Consider the following 16,794-nt stretch of genomic DNA (forward strand, 5'->3'; position numbering starts at 1 on the left):
CCAGCGTAAAACACCTTTCCAAACTGAGACATATCCGTAGTCCGCGCATTTCGGGTTTCGACAATGAAAGAGAATTTTTCGGCGTTGCCGGGCAATGTCGTCGCCGGCATCGATGTTGGCGGAACCTTTACCGACCTGCTTCTGATCGACGGCAAGGACGGTGGCCGGGTGCATATCGCCAAGACCCCGACCACAGTCGACAACCAGGCCTTCGGCGTGGTTTCAGCGCTTGGCGCCACCGGATTTCCCATCGACGGCATCGACCTCATCGTGCACGGCACCACCACCACCACCAACGCCGTGCTGGAGCGCCGGTTGGCCAAAACCGGCATGATCACCACGCGCGGCTTTCGCGACGTGATCGAGCTGGGCCGCCGCACGCGGCCGCAGCCCTATGGCATGACAGGAACGTTCGTGCCGGTCATTCCGCGTAATCTCAGGCTCGAAGTGTCGGAGCGGGTCGAGGCCTCTGGCGCGGTCCGCGTTCCGCTCGACGAAGCCGAGATGCGCACGGCTGTCTCACAGCTGATCGACGCCGGCTGCGAATCCCTCGTCATCCATTTCCTGCATTCCTATGCCAATCCCGCGCATGAACGCCGCGCCGCCGAGATCGCCGCCGAACTTTGGCCGAACGGCTACATCACCACGGGCCACGCGCTGCTGTCGGAAGCGCGCGAGTTCGAACGCGGCGTGACGGCTTCGGTCAACGCCTCGGTGCAGCCGATCCTCGAGCGCTATGTCGAGCGCCTGCGCAAGGAACTCGCGGCAAAAGGCTACGCCCGCGATTTTTTGATCATGAACGGCAATGGCGGCATGATCTCGGCCCGCTTCGTCACCCGTGAATCGGCAAAGACCGTCATGTCGGGACCGGCCTCCGGCGTCATCGCCGCCGCCTATACCGGAAAACGTGCCGGCTTCAAAAACCTCGTCACCTATGACATGGGCGGCACCTCGACCGACGTGGCGCTGATCCGCAACGCAGAACCGGCCGTGTCGAACGAGATCGAGATCGAATATGCGATGCCGATCCATGTGCCGATGGTGGCCGTACACACTGTCGGCGCCGGCGGCGGCTCGATCGCCCGCGTCGATGCCGCAGGCCTGATCCAGATCGGACCGGAAAGTGCGGGCGCCAATCCCGGCCCGATCTGTTACGGGCGCGGCGGCAATGAGCCGACCATCACCGACGCCAATCTGGTGCTCGGGCGGCTGGCGCCGAAGAAATTGCTGGCGGTCGAAAACCCTGTCACCGTCGAGCGCGTCGCCGGCATATTCGAGGACAGGATCGGCAAGTCCACCGGCCTGTCGGGTGTCGAAGCGGCCGGCGCGGTGCTGCATCTCGGCAATATGAAGATGGCCGGTGCCATCCGCATGGTCTCGGTGTCGCGCGGCCACGACCCGCGCGATTTCGCGCTGTTCGCCTTCGGCGGCGCCGGGCCGCTGCACGCGACGGCGCTGGCACGCGAGCTTGGCCTGCCCAAGGTGCTGGTGCCAGCGCGGCCGGGCATCACCAATGCGCTCGGCTGCGTCGTTGCCGACCTTAGGCATGACTTCGTCAACACGGTCAACCAGCCGGTGGCGCTGCTCGATGAAGCCTTGCTTCACGAGTTATTGGAACGGCACCGGAACGAGGGCGAGGAACTGATCGGCAAGGAAGCGGTGAAGCCGGAGACGATCCGCGTCACCCATTCGGCCGACATGCAGTTCGTCGGCCAGACCCACATCATCAACGTGCCGGTGCCGTCCTCTTCCGTCACACGTGAAATGCTGCAGCTTCTGTTCGAAAAGGCCTATTTCTCTCGCTTCAAGGTCGAGCTGCCGGAGATCCGCGCCAATCTTGTCAATCTCAACACTTCGGTGACCGGTGTCAGGGCAGCAATCGATCTTTCCCGCCTGATCGACCCGGCTGGGCGCGCAAAAACGCTCGACGAGGCACGACGCGAAATCCGGCCGGTCTGGTATACTGGCGCATGGCATGACACGCCTGTCTACGCACGCGAAAAACTGCCGCTCGATGCGGTGATAGAAGGCCCGGCGATCCTCGAGCAGATGGACGCCACCACCGTGCTCGAACCCGGCGACCGGGCGCGTTCGGACGCCGACGGCAACATCATCATCGATATCGGCGAGGCCTGAGATGGCAAAGCTCGACACCATCACGCTTTCGGTACTCCAGGCGGCCCTGCAGCAGGTCTGCGACGAGATGGATTTGACCTTCTCGCGCGCCGCCTTCTCGCCGGTCATCGCCGAGGCCAACGACCGCTCCGACGGCATCTATTCGGCGCTCGACGGGTCGCTGATCGCGCAAGGCAGCCAGGGCCTGCCGGTGTTCGTCGGGGTTATGCAGTATTCGACCAAGACGGTGATCGAGATGATCGCCGACGGCCGTTGCCTGCCGCCGGAGCCCGGCGACATCTACATCGTCAACGATCCCTATCTCGGCGGCACCCACCTGATGGACGTCCGCTTCGCCATGCCGGTCTACCGGGATGGCGAAATCTTCTGCTGGCTGTCCAACACCGGCCACTGGCCCGACATTGGCGGCTCGGTGCCGGGCGGTTTCTCGGCCTCGGCGACAGCGGTCGAGCAGGAAGGGCTGCGGCTGCCGCCGGTCAAGCTGTTCAAGAAGGGCGTACTCGACGCAGAAATCTACGCCATCATCTGCTCGAACATCAGGGTCGCCGACCAGCGCATCGGCGATATAAGGGCGCAGGCTGCGGCACTGCTGATCGGTCAGGACCGCCTTAATGGAATCCTGGATCGTTACGGTGACGAAACTGTCGTCGAGGCGATCGCCGAACTCCGCCGCCGTGCCGCTGAGCAGATGCGCGCCAACATCGCCGCCATATCCGACGGCACCTACCGTTCAGAAGCCTTCGTCGATTCCGACGGAGTAGTGAACGAGCCGCTGACCATCGCGCTCGCCGTCGAGAAGCAGGGCGACACGCTGACCTTCGACTTTGCCGGCTCATCAAGACCTTGCGCCGGGCCGATGAACAGTGTGTTGGCGACGACCTTGTCGTCGATCTATCTCGCCATGCGCCACATCTTCCCGGATGTGCCGATCAGCGCCGGCGCCTTCGAACCCCTTATCGTCAAGCGGCCGGAGGGCACCTTCCTCGACGCCCGATATCCGCGCCCGGTGTCGGGCTGCGCCGCCGAAGTGTCTCAGCGCATCGCCGAGGCGGTGTTCGCGGCCATGGTGCAGGCGCTGCCCGACAAGGTGACGGCGGCTCCCGCCGGCTCCAGCGGCAATTTCGCGCTCGGCGGCAACGACCCGGTGCGCGGCCGCGACTACGTCATGTACCAGATCTCCGGCGGCGGCTATGGCGGCAATGCCGGCCATGACGGCCTGACCAATGGCTGCTCGACGATAGGCATTTCCAAATCGCCGCCCGTCGAGATCATGGAGCAGGCTTTTCCGGTGCTCTATCGCCACTATGCCTTGCGCGAAGGCTCGGGCGGCGCCGGCAAGCAGCGCGGCGGTTTCGGGCTCGCCTATGAGGTGGAGATCCTGCGCGGCGACGCCCGCGCCTCCTTCGTCATGGACCACGGCCGCTTCGGTCCGCAAGGCGCGCTGGGCGGCAAGGACGGCGCGCCCAACACGGTGACGGTGTTCCGCGGCGGCGAGGAACATGTGCCGCCGCACCTCTCCAAAGAACAGGACATCGCGCTCAAGGCCGGCGACCGCGTCCGCGTCGGCACACCGGGCGGTGGCGGCTATGGCAATCCGCTCGAACGCGAGGCAAATCTGGTGCTGAGAGACGTGGCGCTCGGTTACTACACGCCCAAGGAGGCCAGTGATAAGTTCGGCGTCACCTTGGCGGCGGACGGGCTGACCGTAGATCGGGTAGCAACCGAGAAGCGGCGCGCCGGCTAGAGCGGGTCATCGTTTCACAGTAACGCCGAACCGCTCTATCTCTTTGTTTTTACGCAATTCCCAAAGGAAGGCGCTACGCGCGCTTTTCCCGGGAAAACCGTTTCAGACTTTTCCTGGAATTGCCTCATTCACGCCCTGACGAAACGAAACGACTCCATCAAGGCGTGAATCTAAGCCGGCTTTAAATATCCAGATTGGCAACCGACAGCGCATTGTCCTGGATGAACTCGCGCCTCGGCTCCACCTCGTCGCCCATCAGCCGCGAGAACAGCGAGTCCGCATCGGTGGCGTCATTGACCTTGACCTGCAGCAACGAGCGCACATTCGGGTCGAGCGTGGTTTCCCAGAGCTGTTCGGCGTTCATCTCGCCAAGGCCCTTGTAGCGCTGCATGGTCAGGCCCTTGCGGCCGGTCGCGAACACCGCATTGAGCAGCGCCAGCGGTCCCGAAATGGTCTCGGAGACATCCTTGCGGCGCAGCACGGGCGGTGTGCCGTAGACTTCGGTCAGGCGCGGCGCATAGCGGTCGAGCTGGCGGGCGTCGGCCGAATTGATCAGCCCGAGATCCAGCTGCGCGAATTCCTTGACGCTGCGCACCGTGCGCTCGAACACATAGCCGCCGACGCCTTCGTTCGAGGTCGACATGCGCCCGGTCCAGCCGCGCTCGGTGTCCTCGGCGATGATGTCGAGACGCTTGGCGACACGGTCGGCCATGGCGTTGGCGCGGCCAAGATCGCCAAGCACATCCGGGTTCAGCGCGCCGGCGATCGCCGCCTGCTCGACCACACCGCGGTTGTAGCGCGTGTGCAGCCCGTTGATCAGCTGCCGCACAGCCAGCGCGTCGTCGATGGCGCTGCGCAGATCCTGTCCGGCCCGCACCTCGCCGGAACCGAGCGAAAGCGACGCTTCCTCAAGCCCCGAGCCGATCAGGAATTCCTCGAACGCGCCTTCGTCCTTGATGTATTGCGAACTCTTGCCGCGCGTCACTTTGTAGAGCGGCGGCTGGGCGATGTAGAGATGGCCGCGCTCGATCAATTCCGGCATCTGCCGGAAGAAGAAGGTGAGCAGCAAGGTGCGGATGTGGGCGCCGTCGACGTCGGCGTCGGTCATCAGGATGATCTTGTGGTAGCGCAATTTGTCGGCGTTGAACTCGTCCTTGCCGATCGAAGTGCCGAGCGCGGTGATCAGCGTGCCGATCATGTCGGAGCCGAGCATGCGGTCGAAACGCGCCCGCTCGACATTGAGGATCTTGCCGCGCAACGGAAGAATCGCCTGGTTCTGACGCGAACGGCCGCCCTTGGCAGAGCCGCCGGCCGAGTCACCCTCGACGATGAAGATTTCGGACTTGGCCGGGTCGCGTTCCTGGCAGTCGGCCAGCTTGCCGGGCAGCGAGGTTACGCCGAGCGAGCTCTTGCGGGTGATGTCGCGCGCCTTGCGCGCGGCTTCGCGCGCCGCGGCGGCCTGGATAACCTTCTCGATCACCACCTTGCCTTCGGTCGGGTGTTCTTCCAGCCAGGTGCCGAGTGCCTCGTTGACCAGCCCTTCTACCACCGGGCGGACCTCGGACGAGACCAGCTTGTCCTTGGTCTGCGAGGAGAATTTCGGGTCCGGAACCTTGACCGACAGCACCGCTGTCAGGCCCTCGCGGCAGTCGTCGCCGATCAGCGACACCTTCTCCTTCTTGGTCTGGCCGGAGGATTCGCCATAGCCGGTGATCTGGCGCGTCAGCGCACCGCGGAAGCCGGCCAGGTGCGTGCCGCCGTCGCGTTGCGGGATGTTGTTGGTGAAGGCCAGCACGTTCTCGTGGTAGCTGTCGTTCCACCACATCGCCACCTCGACGGTGATGCCGTCGCGCTCGGCCTTGATGGCGATCGGCTTGTCGATCAGCGGTTTCTTCACGCGGTCGAGATATTTGACGAACTCCTCGAGCCCGCCATCATAGTGCAGTTCGTGGCGCACGATGTCTGCGTGGCGGGCATCGGTCAGCACGATGCGCACGCCGGAATTCAGGAAGGCCAGCTCGCGCAGCCGGTGCTCCAGCGTGCCATAGTCGAACTCGACCATGGTGAAGGTTTCGGAGGACGGGAAGAAGGTGATCTCGCTGCCGCTGCGTCCCTCATAGGTGCCGGCGGTCTTGTTCTGCTCGTAGCTGCCGGTGACCTTCAGCGGCGCGTCGGCGTCGCCATGGGTGAAGCTCATCTCGAAGATCTGGCCGTTGCGGCGGATCCTGAGTTTCAGCCAGGCCGACAGCGCGTTGACCACCGACACGCCGACGCCGTGCAGGCCGCCCGACACCTTGTAGGAGTTCTGGTCGAATTTGCCGCCGGCATGCAGCTGCGTCATGATCACTTCGGCCGCCGAAATGCCTTCGCCGGTGTGGATATCGGTCGGAATGCCGCGGCCATTATCGATGACAGTGACCGATCCATCGGGATTGAGCGTCACCGTGACGAGGTCGGCATGGCCGGCCAGCGCCTCGTCGATCGCGTTGTCGACCACCTCGTAGACCATGTGATGCAGGCCCGAGCCGTCATCGGTGTCGCCGATATACATGCCCGGCCGCTTGCGGACAGCGTCCAACCCCTTCAAAACCTTGATGGAATCGGCGCCGTATTCGGCTTCCGCGCCATTGGCGCTTTCAGTCTGATCGCTCATGAAAACCTGTCTGATTGATGGCGCTGGCCCGGTGCCGCAAATTGGCTCCGAATCGCGCCGTTTTGGTGTCCTAGATATAGGCGCAAAAGGCGGCTTTTCCAAGGTTTGCGAGGATTTCCGGGGCGCAAGAGCCGGCTATCGGCGGCCGGCCTCGGCCAGGCCTATTTCACGCGGGCCAATCGATCCTTGAGAAACTTGATCATGAACTTGTAGCGCGGCGCCAGCCGGCCGGTGCGGTCGAGCTCCAGCGTCATCTCCAGCGCCTCGGAAAGAACCGCCTTCGGGTTCTTGGCGACCTGGGAATAGTCGATCATCGCAACCACCAGATCGCGCTGCCAGGTGGCGTTGTCGGGGTCGGATTGGGCAAGCTGCTGGCGGATGTCCAGGCTGTCCTGGAACGCCTGCCGCGCACCCTTGATGTCGCGCTGTTTGACCTTGAGCATGCCGATCTCCGACAGCGTTATCGACAGGTCGCGCTGCCAGTCGAGATTGGCCGGGTCCAGCTTCGCCAGCCTGTCGACGATGACGAAACTGTCGAAATACAGTTTCAGCGCGCCCTTGCGGTCGCCCTGGATGGCAAGCACGCCGGCGACCTTTTCGAGACTGACCGAGAGGTCGCGCTGCCACTCCGTGTTTCCGGGGTCGCCGTCCGCGAGCTGACGGGCCTGCGCCAGCGCTTGTTGATAGGCCGCAAGCGCTGCCGGCCAATCCTCCTGATCCTTCAGCGCATTGCCGATCTTGGTGTTGCCGACCGACAGATCGCGCTTCAGCTCGGTGTTATCGGGGTCGCGGCTCAGCAGCCGTTCGACGATTCCCAGGCCTTCGCGGTAGGCGGCGAGCGCGCCGACGGCGTCGCCGCGCTCGCGCTTGAGGTCGCCGATCGTGTCGTGGCTGACCGAGACGTCGCGTTGCCTTTGCGCGTCGTCGGGCACCTTCGCGGCCAAGGCAAGGCGGATCGTCAGGCTTTCCCCAAAGGCCACCTGCGCATCGTCCAGCTGTCCCGCGGCACGCGCGAGGCGGGCGATCTCGTCATAGGAAATGGTCAGGTCACGCTGCAGGTCGGCGCGCTCCGGCTCGTTTTCGGCAAGCACTTTCTTGATCGACAGGCTTTCCTGGTAGACCCGTGAGGCGCCGGCCAGATCGCCGTTTGTCACCAGCACGTCGCCGATCTTGTCGTCGTTCATGGCCAGATCGCCGAACCATTCCAGCCGGCCCGGGTCGGCCGAAATCAGGTCGTGCAGCATCGCGCGCGCCGTCTGGTAGTTCTGCAGGGCCGCCGGCAGATCGCCTTGCGCCATCCTGATGTTGCCGAGCTTGGTGTGGCTGATGGCGAGATCGCGCCGCACGCCCGGATCGGTTTCCTGCCGCGACCTCTGTTCGAGATTGGCCCGCAGCGCCTCGAAGGCGCGGCCGGCGGCGGTGATATTGCCAACGGTGGTGTAGAGTTTGCCCAGCTCATCCTGGGTACGGATCTGGCGGTCGAAATCGTCGGGCTCGAGCGCCGACTGCCCGGCCTCGCCATAGAGTGCCAGCACCGCCTCATAGTCCTTGATGGCGGCGGCATAGTTGAGGTCGGCGCGAGCCGCGCCGCCCGACAGAAAGCGCGTCGCGGCTTCGGACAGTGTGCGACTGGCGAAATTGGCCTTCAGGGCCTTGCGCGACACACTGTCGATACCGGCGGCCTCGGCGAGTTTTGCCCGCGCGGCATTGAAAGCGCCGAGCGAAAGCTGCTCTTGCGCCTGCTGGCGCAGCGCGCTCACCTGCGGATCGCTGGCGCCGAGAACCTTCATTTCGCTGCGCACCTTGACGAAGGCGTCGGCGGCCTCGCGCAGCCTGGCGTTCAGGCTTTCCGCCGAAAGATGGCTGGTATCGGCGCTGATCAGCGCGCCATAGAGCGGCGCCAGCGGCATGTCGGCATCGCTGGCGATCCGCTCGACCTCGTCCCGCATTTGTGGTGTCACCTCGGCCATGGCCAGCAGCAGCCGCTCGCGCTCCGGCAACTGCTCCCGGGTGGATGCGGCGAAGAACAGTTGCGGCAGGCCGCTCTCGACATAGGGCAGCTGCTTTCCGCGGGTGAGGTCGTAGACCTCCTGCTGCACCAGCGTCAGCACCGAGCGGATCTCGAGCCCGTCGGTACCGAGATATTTCGCCAGCGCCGCCGTAAAGGGCGAGTTCTGGCCCGTGCCGTCGCCGGCAGTCTCGCCGGGCGCGGCGGAAAAGGCAAACAGGGTATTTTCCGCCTTCCCGATACGGCCGAGACCGGGCCGGACCTTGTCCGAGACAGTCTTGGCCAGCGCTGTCGCGCCGCGGCCTTCGCCGGCGCTTGCCGTGAACGGATCGCTGCGGCAGGCGTCGAGCACGATCAGCCCGACCTTGGCCGTCGCGGCGACGGCCTCGCGCACCTCTTCCAGCGGCAGGCTGGTCCTTTTCAGCGCATCGAGCGAGGAAGCGTCGGCATCGACCGGCAGCAGCCGATTGTCGCCGGAGATTTCGACGCCATGACCGGAGAAATACACCAGCGCCACGTCGGCGCCCTTGGCATCCTCGCGAAAATCGTCGAGCGCGCGGCGCATGCGGCGCAGGTCCCGGTTGGTTTCGACGACGACCTCGAAGCCGAGCTTCTTCAGCGCCGCTTCCATCGCCTCGCCGTCATTGACGGGATTGGCCAGCGGCCGGACCAGCCGGTAGTCGTCATCGGCGACGATCAGCGCCACGCGCCGCTCCGCCATGGCGGCGGCGGCCGTCGACAGGATCAGCAATAGCGCAAACAGAAATCGCAAAGTCGAACCGCCCCGGCCCGGTCAATGGCCGGAGCATTTCATCTCTTTATGGCGTGAACAAGCCGGCTTTTCTGTCAGCAAATGGGGCTTAGCCGGCTCGCAGCGGCTTCAGCGCCTCGCTCCAGCGGAATAGCTCGTCGAGCATCGTTCTGGAACCGCCAAGCACCTGCTCGCTGGGCTCGAAAGCGCCATCCTCATCGAGCAGCTTCTGATAGGCATGCAGCGCCACGCCCTCGGGGATCGGCATCACGCCGACCGCGGTCAGCAGCGGCTTGACCGCCTGCGCCGCGCGCAGGCCGCCGGAGACGCCGCCATAGCTGAAGGTGGCTGCGGGTTTGTATTTCCACTCGCGGGAGAGATAGGCGACCGCGTTGACGATCGCTGGCGCCACGAAATAATTGTACTCCGGCGCCACGAAGACGAAGGCGTCGGCGGCGTCGATCGCCTTCGACCAGGCCTTGGTATGGTCCTTCTCGTATTTGGCGAGCTTCGGATGGTGCGGCTCGTCCAGCAGCGGCAGGTTGAAGGCGGCGATGTCGGTCAGGACGGGCTCGAACTTGCCGTGCTCGCGCGCAAAGCCATCCAGCCACTTGGCGAAAACCGGCCCGGCGCGGCCGGGCCGCGTGCTGCCGATGATGACGTTCAACCGATGTTTCAAGGCGGGCTCCTGGAATGGCGGGATTGGAGTGGTAGTATCTGTTGGTAACCGCCACCTAAGCCACGCGCCAACAAGCGGCAAGAAGGTACGGCGAGGGGGCCGGTCACATTCCGGAGAGCGGGATTCCGGTGCCCTGCCGTTCGGCCGCATGGACGCCGGCATTGCCGCTCACTACATTGGGGTATCAGCGGAGCATCTCCCATGGACACGCAGCCCGCGCCTTTCGTTCCGCCCGCGCCGAAGCCGCGCACGACGCCGCCGTCGACGCTGGAGATGATGCGCATCGTCTACCGCAACCCGCTCGAGCTGTGGGGCGAGCACACCTACAACGAACCCTGGATATCGGTGACCGGCGTTGGCGGACCGTTGGTCGTCGCCAACGATCCCGGTCTTATCCGCCACGTACTGGTCGACAACGCCAGGAACTACAAGATGGCGACGGTGCGCCAGATGATCCTGCGCCCGATCCTGCGCGACGGCCTGCTGACCGCCGAGGGCGAGGTGTGGAAGCGCTCGCGCAAGGCGATGGCACCGGTGTTCACGCCGCGCCACATCTTCGGCTTTGCCCAGCCGATGCTGAAACGCACGCTGGACTTCGTCAGCCGCTACGAGGCCGGCGGCACCTCCGACATTGCCCACGACATGACGCTGCTCACCTACGATATCCTGGCCGAGACGCTGTTTTCCGGCGAGATTTCGGGCGAGCCGGGCAGCTTCGCCAGGGAGATCGACCGGCTGTTCGAGACCATGGGCCGCGTCGATCCGCTCGACCTGCTGCGCGCGCCCGAATGGCTGCCTCGGCTGACCCGCATCCGTGGCCGCAAGACCATGGCCTATTTCCGCAAGATCGTCACCGACACCGTCCGGATGCGCGAGGAGCGGTTGAAGCGCGATCCAGATGCCGTGCCGCAGGACTTCCTGACCCTGCTGCTCAAGGCCGAGGAGCCGGATGGGCTGACGCGCGCCGAGGTCGAGGACAACATCATCACCTTCATCGGCGCCGGCCACGAGACGACGGCCCGCGCGCTCGGCTGGACGATCTATTGCCTAGCCGAGGCGCCCTGGGAGCGCGAAAAAGTCGAGCGCGAGATCGACACTGTCTTGGCACGCGAGCCTGACCCGACGAAATGGCTCGACGCCATGCCGCTCACCCGCGCTGCCTTCGAGGAGGCGCTCAGGCTCTATCCGCCGGCGCCGTCGATCAACCGCGAGCCGATCGAACCGGAGACCTGGAACGAGCTTTACATCCCCAGGCGCGCCGCGGTGCTGGTGATGCCGTGGGTCGTGCATCGCCACAGAAAGCTGTGGGACAGGCCCGACGCCTTCATGCCGGAACGTTTCCATCCAGGGAATCGTGAAAAAATCGACCGCTTCCAGTATCTGCCGTTCGGCGCCGGCCCGCGCATCTGCATCGGCGCCAGCTTCGCCATGCAGGAGGCGATCATCGCGCTGGCCATCATGCTGTCGCGTTTCCGCTTCGACACAACGGCTGAGACGAAGCCCTGGCCGGTGCAGAAGCTGACGACGCAGCCGCAGGGTGGTCTGCCGATGCAGATCACGCCGCGCGTGCCGATATTCAAGTGATGCCGGCCTGCGAAGGAGGGCTTCTCGGCTCGGCCTGACCTGAATCTCAACACACCTACAGGCAGCTACGCTGAATTAAGCAGCCGACTTGCGCTGGAACTGGCCGGCGGCGCGGAAGCGCCAGAGGTAGCTTGGCAGGATCGTGCCGATCGACTGCGGCTGGATGCCGAGGCCTGCAAGCGTCCTGTTTTCCCTGGCGGCCGCGTCCGAGACGACGTTGTGCTCGCGCAGTTGCAGCACCTGGTCCTTGGTCAGCATTGGGTTGGGCAGCAGGCCGAGGATCGACGCCTGCATGTTCGCCATCCACCATGGCACCGGTATCAAAATCCGCTTGCGCTCGATGACGGTGAGCAGTTCTTCCATGCATTCCTTGAAGGTGAGCACCTGCGGCCCGCCGAGCTCGTAGATCCGGCCGCCTTCGACCTTGCCTTCGACCGAGCGCGCCACCGCCTCGGCGACATCGCCGACATAGACCGGCTGGAACTTGGTCAGCCCGCCGCCGAGCAACGGCAGCACCGGCGAATAGCGCGCCATGCCGGCGAAGCGGTTGAAGAAGGCGTCCTCCGGTCCGAAATTGATCGAGGGACGGAAGATGACGGCATCCGCGATCGTCTCCAGCACCGCCTTTTCGCCGAGCGCCTTGGTGCGGGCATAGTCCGATTGCGCGTTGAGGTCCGCGCCCAGCGCCGAAATATGGGTGAGGCCGGCACCGACCGAGCGCGCGGCTTCGGCGATGGCGCGGGAGCCGAACTCATGCACGGCGGAAAATTTCTGCCGGCCGCTCTCATGCAGGATGGCGACCAGGTTGATGACATGGTCGGCACCCTGCACGGCACGGTCGACCGACCAGCGCACGCGTACATTGGCCTGCACCGGCTGGATCTGGCCGACATTGCCGAGCGGCTGCAGATGGCCGGCGAGATCGGGCCGACGGACGGGTACCCTGATGCGGTAGCCGCGCTTGGCCAGTGCGCGCACGACGTGGCGGCCGACAAAACCGGACCCGCCGAAGACGACGACGAGCTTGGGGGTCTGCAGGATTTCGGTCATGGCTGGCTCCGGCGCTCGCAAGCTTGGCTGAAGCCGCTTCTTAATCCGTTTCGAGGCAAAGGCAAAGAGCGACCGGAGGTCGCTCGTGACCTTGTTTCAGGGCAATTCCAGGAAAAGTGTGAAGCGGTTTTCCGTCCGGAATTGCGTCCAAACAAAGAGAGCAATTCCAGGAAAAGCGTGAAGCGGTTTTCCCGGGGAGAAGCGCATGGCGCTTTCCCTTGGGAATTGCGTCCAGACAGACCCGCCTCAGAACGCCTTGCCGATGCGCGCGTCGACCGAATGGCGGTTACCGCCGCGGATGACGAAGAAGAGCAGGATCGCCGCCCACAGCAGCGACTTTTCGGCGCCGGAAAAACCTTGGCCGACGGTGATCCAGTGGAACCACACGGTCACCAGAAGCACGAACATCCCGGCGAAGGCAGCCGGGCGGGTAAGCAGGCCGATGGCGATGAAAATGCCGCCGAAGAATTCGGTGCAGGAGAGAAGCAGCGACCAGAACGCGCCGGGATAGAAGCCGAGGCCCTCGACCATCTCGGCGGCGCCGAACGGATCGGTGATCTTCTGCGAGCCATGGATGGTGAGAAACCCGCCGGCGATGACGCGCAGAAGGGTTTCGGCCCCATCATGCAGCGACGAATACAGGCGGCCAAGCCCTGGAATGATCAGTCTGCCGCGGGAAGCGTCGGTGGTCACGGACATCGTAGCTCCTGTTGTTGTGATGACTCCTCGCAAACGCCCGATGGCTCCCATCAAGTCAAGTTAACAAAAGTTAACATTCGAAGTCATGTTTAGCATCGCAGAGCACGAAACGCAGAAAACCCCGCCGAAGCGGGGTTTTCCGGGTGACGTTCGTGCCGAAACCAGGGTCCAACGAGACGGCCTGACCTGAGACGGTATCAGCTTGGCGTGAGACGCCCGCCCCAGCCCTGGACGCATTCCGACAGTAGACACCGACCGGGCAAACCCCGACCCGGTCAGGCATTGGTCGCTGCCGCACCGGGAAAGGTTCAACAGGCGTGCTGCGAACAGCTATTCTTCGGGTAGTTTCTCTGGCTCCGAGCGACCACCCGTACTAACCCAGACTTCGCCAGATGCGGAGTTGCCGTCGACCCATTCTTGCCAGTGGCGAGTTAGCCATTCGGGCGAAATAGCGACCTTGTTTTGGACTCGCGCTTCCATCGGAAAAATCACGAGTACATTGCCTGCGCCGGAGCCACAATCGCGAACAAGACCCAAGCCTGACGCCTCATGCGTTGCAAAGAGCAGATAGTCGAGGATTTCTTCTCTGGGTTCCATCCTGCGATATCGAAGCAGCGATCCACGAAAAATGGGCTGATCGTCTCGCAAATCTTGCAGTTGGTCCAGATCATTTCCGAAAACCCAGTCGAGCTTGTCAGGTCGGAACGGCTTCAGGCCGAGTAGCGCTCGGCGAATTCGGAAATGCGCTGCACCACCGCCTTGGGCGCGTTTATGCCCCGCGCTTGCGCCTTCTCCGCCGCCTCGGCCCGGGCGCGTCCCGGCACGTGCACGCCGTAGCGCCGCCGCAGCCGGTCGAGCTGGTCTCTCATGCGCTGCTCGAAATCCGGATCGAGCAGCTTCGGCTCGACGGCAAGCACGAACAGGCCGGTTCCCGGGCTGTCCGGCCCGCCGCTGAACCAGGGTGCGTCGAGCGACCAGTTGGCGCCGGACAGGCCGGCCGCCAGCACCTCGACCATCAGCGCGATGTTGGCGCCGCGCTGGCCGCCGAAGGCAAGCATTGCGCCCTTCATGGCCGCCGCCGCATCGGTGGTCGGGTTGCCGCTGGCGTCCAACGCCCAGCCTTCGGGGATCTTCCTGCCGTCCTCGGCCGCCTTGCGGATGTTGACAAAGGCAGTAGCGCTCGACGACTGGTCGATGACCAAGGGCGATCCGTCGGCGGCGGGCGCGGCAAACGACATCGGGTTGGTGCAGTAGACTGGCTTGACCGAGCCTGAACCGGCAAGCACCGCCGGCCCGTTGGTGGCGGCGAAGGAGACCAGCCCTTGCTGGGCCAGCCGTCCGGTGAAATAGCCGAGCGCGCCGCATGTATAGGCGTTCTTCTGCGAGAAGATCGAGACGCCGAACAGTTTTGCGGCCTTGGCGAGATCGTCGATCGTGCGGTCGAATCCGGTATGGGCGAGGCCGCCGCGCGCATCGGAAAGGTAGACGGCGAGCGCCGGCCTCGTGATGACGGGATCGGCATTGCCGTCGATGCGGCCGGCTTCGATCGCTTCCAGATAGTCGATGAAATGCGTCAGCCCGACGGAGGTCAGCCCTTCTGCCTCGGCCGCGACGATCGAAGCGGCGAGCGACTGTGCGTTCTCCTCGTTGGCGCCGGCGCCCAACGCCGCCATCCGGCACAATCCGGTTGCCTGCTCGAGACTGAGTTGCATGGCGATGAATCCTAAGTGAGTAGGGAGTAGTCAGTAGTGAAAACGAGTCGGCGAATGGCCGACTACACCCTTTTCGCTACTCACCACTCACTAACCAATCTTGTTCGGGATCCGCGCTTCGATCCGGCTGAAGGCGAAGACGAGAATGCCGGTGATCGCCATATAGATCAACGCCAGCAGCAGCAAGGGTTCATAGGTGAGGTAGGTGTCCTGTCGCACCTTGGAGGAGACGGCGAAGATGTCGATGACGCTGATCGTCGCCACCAGCGGCGTTGACTTCAATTGCAGGACGGTTTCGCCGGTCAGGGTTGGCAGCGCCCGGTAGATGGCCTGCGGCAGCCAGATGCGCCGGAAAATCTTCCAGCGGCTCATGCCGAACGCACGGGCAGCCTCGAGCTGGCCCTTCGGCACGCCGGCGAAGGCCCCCCGCATCACCTCGCCCTCATAGCCGGCGAAGGACAGTGTCAGCGCCAGGACGCCATAGGGCCAGGCCTGGCGGAGATAGGGCCACATCCAGGACTCGCGGATCCAGGGGTACTGCGGAAACAGCGAGCCCAGCCCGTAATAGAGCAGCCAGAGCTGGATCAGCAGCGGCGTTCCCCGGATCACGGTGCAGAAGGCCTTGGCGGGGGCGGAAAACCAGAACGGGCCGGCGGCCTGCGCCAGCCCGAGCGGCACGGCAAGCAGGAAGCCCAGGAAGCAGGTGACGGCCAGGATCCACAGCGACCGCCAGATGCCCAGCAATCCCATTTCGTAATATTGCGGCAGCCAGTCCCAGCGCATGAAGAAGGCGGCGCCGAGGACCAGCGCCAGCGCTATCAGGATCAGCACGATGCGATGCGGCTGCAGCCACAGCGACGTGCGCGCGGCAACGTTGATGACGGTCGCTTCGCCGGCCATCAACGCGCCTCCTTGATCGAAGGCATGCCGCGCCGCGACCAGGCCTCGATGCGACCGAGGATCAGGTTGGAAAACAGCGACAGCATGAGATAGAGCGCGCCCGCCGCGACATAGAAGGTGAAATAGGCCTTGGTGACGCCCGCCGCCTGCCGCGTTGCCAGCGCCAGTTCGAAAAAGCCGACGACTGCCAGCAGGGCGGTGTCCTTGGTGGCGATCAGCCAGAGATTGGCAAGGCCGGGTATGGCGAAAGGCAGCATCGCAGGCAGCGTGATGCGCCTGAGAAGAAGGCCGGGAGACATGCCATATGCGCGCGCAGCTTCAATTTGTCCTTGCGGAATGGCAAGGATCGCGCCGCGGATGACCTCGGTCGAATAGGCGCCCTGGACAAAGCCCAGCACGGCAATACCGGCCGCAAGCCCGCTGATGTCGATACGCTGATAGCCCATCGCCGTCAGCAGCTGGTTTATCAGGTCGGTGCCGGCGTAGTAGAGCAGCAGGATCAGCACAAGTTCCGGCACGGCACGCACCACGGTCGTGTAGACGGCAAGGAGATCGCGCACCACCGGGCCGCCATAGAGCTTGCCATAGGCGCCGCACGTACCGATCAGCAGACCGACGCACGTTGCGCCGACCGCGATCTCTATCGAATGAAGCAGACCGAGCAACAGAGTCCCGCCCCAGCCGGGCGGCACGGGCGAGAGAAGCTCGATGATGCCGGCCGCCGAGGCCGGAAGAAGTGCTTCGATCAGCTTCGCCCCCAAATGGCTGGCGCCAGGACTGCTGGAGGTTTCCGCCAGCAGCAAGCTTGCATGGACAGGTCTCGACGAAACCATGCGGAGTGGGGAGCACTCCGCATGGTCATTCGTTCAACTGCGCGC

Annotated in this window: 12 protein-coding genes; 3 read left to right on the plus strand and 9 right to left on the minus strand. The window is 64.3% G+C overall.

What is annotated here, in order from left to right; genetic code table 11:
* Positions 1–63 precede the first annotated feature (63 nt).
* Positions 64–2,136 (plus strand): hydantoinase/oxoprolinase family protein, encoded by a 2,073-nt coding sequence (locus A6B35_RS06250; RefSeq protein ID WP_006202159.1) that lies wholly within the window; start codon positions 64–66, stop codon positions 2,134–2,136.
* A gap of 1 nt (position 2,137) precedes the next feature.
* Positions 2,138–3,880: a hydantoinase B/oxoprolinase family protein gene (locus A6B35_RS06255; protein ID WP_006202158.1), complete on the plus strand. Its 1,743-nt coding sequence runs from the start codon at positions 2,138–2,140 to the stop codon at positions 3,878–3,880.
* A gap of 181 nt (positions 3,881–4,061) precedes the next feature.
* On the opposite strand, the gene gyrB is transcribed toward A6B35_RS06255, so the two are convergent.
* The 3 genes from gyrB to A6B35_RS06270 form a co-directional block, all read right to left on the minus strand.
* Positions 4,062–6,533: a DNA topoisomerase (ATP-hydrolyzing) subunit B gene (gene gyrB, locus A6B35_RS06260; protein ID WP_006202157.1), complete on the minus strand. Its 2,472-nt coding sequence runs from the start codon at positions 6,531–6,533 to the stop codon at positions 4,062–4,064.
* 161 nt (positions 6,534–6,694) lie between these two features.
* A complete protein-coding gene (locus tag A6B35_RS06265; protein WP_006202156.1) occupies positions 6,695–9,313 on the minus strand; it encodes a caspase family protein in 2,619 nt (872 codons plus the stop codon).
* Positions 9,314–9,401: 88 nt separating this feature from the next.
* Positions 9,402–9,971 (minus strand): NADPH-dependent FMN reductase, encoded by a 570-nt coding sequence (locus A6B35_RS06270; protein ID WP_040582747.1) that lies wholly within the window; start codon positions 9,969–9,971, stop codon positions 9,402–9,404.
* Positions 9,972–10,172: 201 nt separating this feature from the next.
* Between A6B35_RS06270 and A6B35_RS06275 the strand changes: the two genes are divergently transcribed.
* Positions 10,173–11,555 carry a cytochrome P450 gene (locus A6B35_RS06275; protein ID WP_006202154.1) on the plus strand — a complete coding sequence of 461 codons (1,383 nt, stop codon included), beginning with the start codon at positions 10,173–10,175 and terminating at the stop codon, positions 11,553–11,555.
* 75 nt (positions 11,556–11,630) lie between these two features.
* Here A6B35_RS06275 and A6B35_RS06280 read toward each other — a convergent pair whose 3' ends face one another.
* The 6 genes from A6B35_RS06280 to A6B35_RS06300 form a co-directional block, all read right to left on the minus strand.
* On the minus strand, positions 11,631–12,605 hold the full coding sequence (locus A6B35_RS06280) for a complex I NDUFA9 subunit family protein (RefSeq protein WP_006202153.1): 975 nt from the start codon (positions 12,603–12,605) through the stop codon (positions 11,631–11,633).
* 246 nt (positions 12,606–12,851) lie between these two features.
* The gene (locus A6B35_RS06285; protein ID WP_006202152.1) at positions 12,852–13,304 is read right to left on the minus strand and encodes a DoxX family protein; all 453 of its coding nucleotides are present in this window, start codon (positions 13,302–13,304) and stop codon (positions 12,852–12,854) included.
* 330 nt (positions 13,305–13,634) lie between these two features.
* Positions 13,635–13,901, minus strand: a complete 267-nt coding sequence (gene imm45, locus A6B35_RS35440; protein ID WP_139032208.1) for an Imm45 family immunity protein — start codon at positions 13,899–13,901, stop codon at positions 13,635–13,637.
* A 113-nt stretch (positions 13,902–14,014) separates the two neighbouring features.
* Positions 14,015–15,016 (minus strand): Ldh family oxidoreductase, encoded by a 1,002-nt coding sequence (locus tag A6B35_RS06290; protein ID WP_040582746.1) that lies wholly within the window; start codon positions 15,014–15,016, stop codon positions 14,015–14,017.
* Between the two features lie 90 nt (positions 15,017–15,106).
* Positions 15,107–15,916 (minus strand): ABC transporter permease, encoded by an 810-nt coding sequence (locus A6B35_RS06295; protein ID WP_040582751.1) that lies wholly within the window; start codon positions 15,914–15,916, stop codon positions 15,107–15,109.
* On the minus strand, positions 15,916–16,581 hold the full coding sequence (locus A6B35_RS06300; protein WP_065518307.1) for an ABC transporter permease: 666 nt from the start codon (positions 16,579–16,581) through the stop codon (positions 15,916–15,918). The genes A6B35_RS06295 and A6B35_RS06300 overlap by 1 nt, the downstream gene beginning before the upstream one ends.
* Positions 16,582–16,794 lie beyond the last annotated feature (213 nt).

It is taken from the genome of Mesorhizobium amorphae CCNWGS0123 (assembly GCF_001686985.1).
Taxonomy (GTDB): Bacteria; Pseudomonadota; Alphaproteobacteria; order Rhizobiales; family Rhizobiaceae; genus Mesorhizobium; species Mesorhizobium amorphae.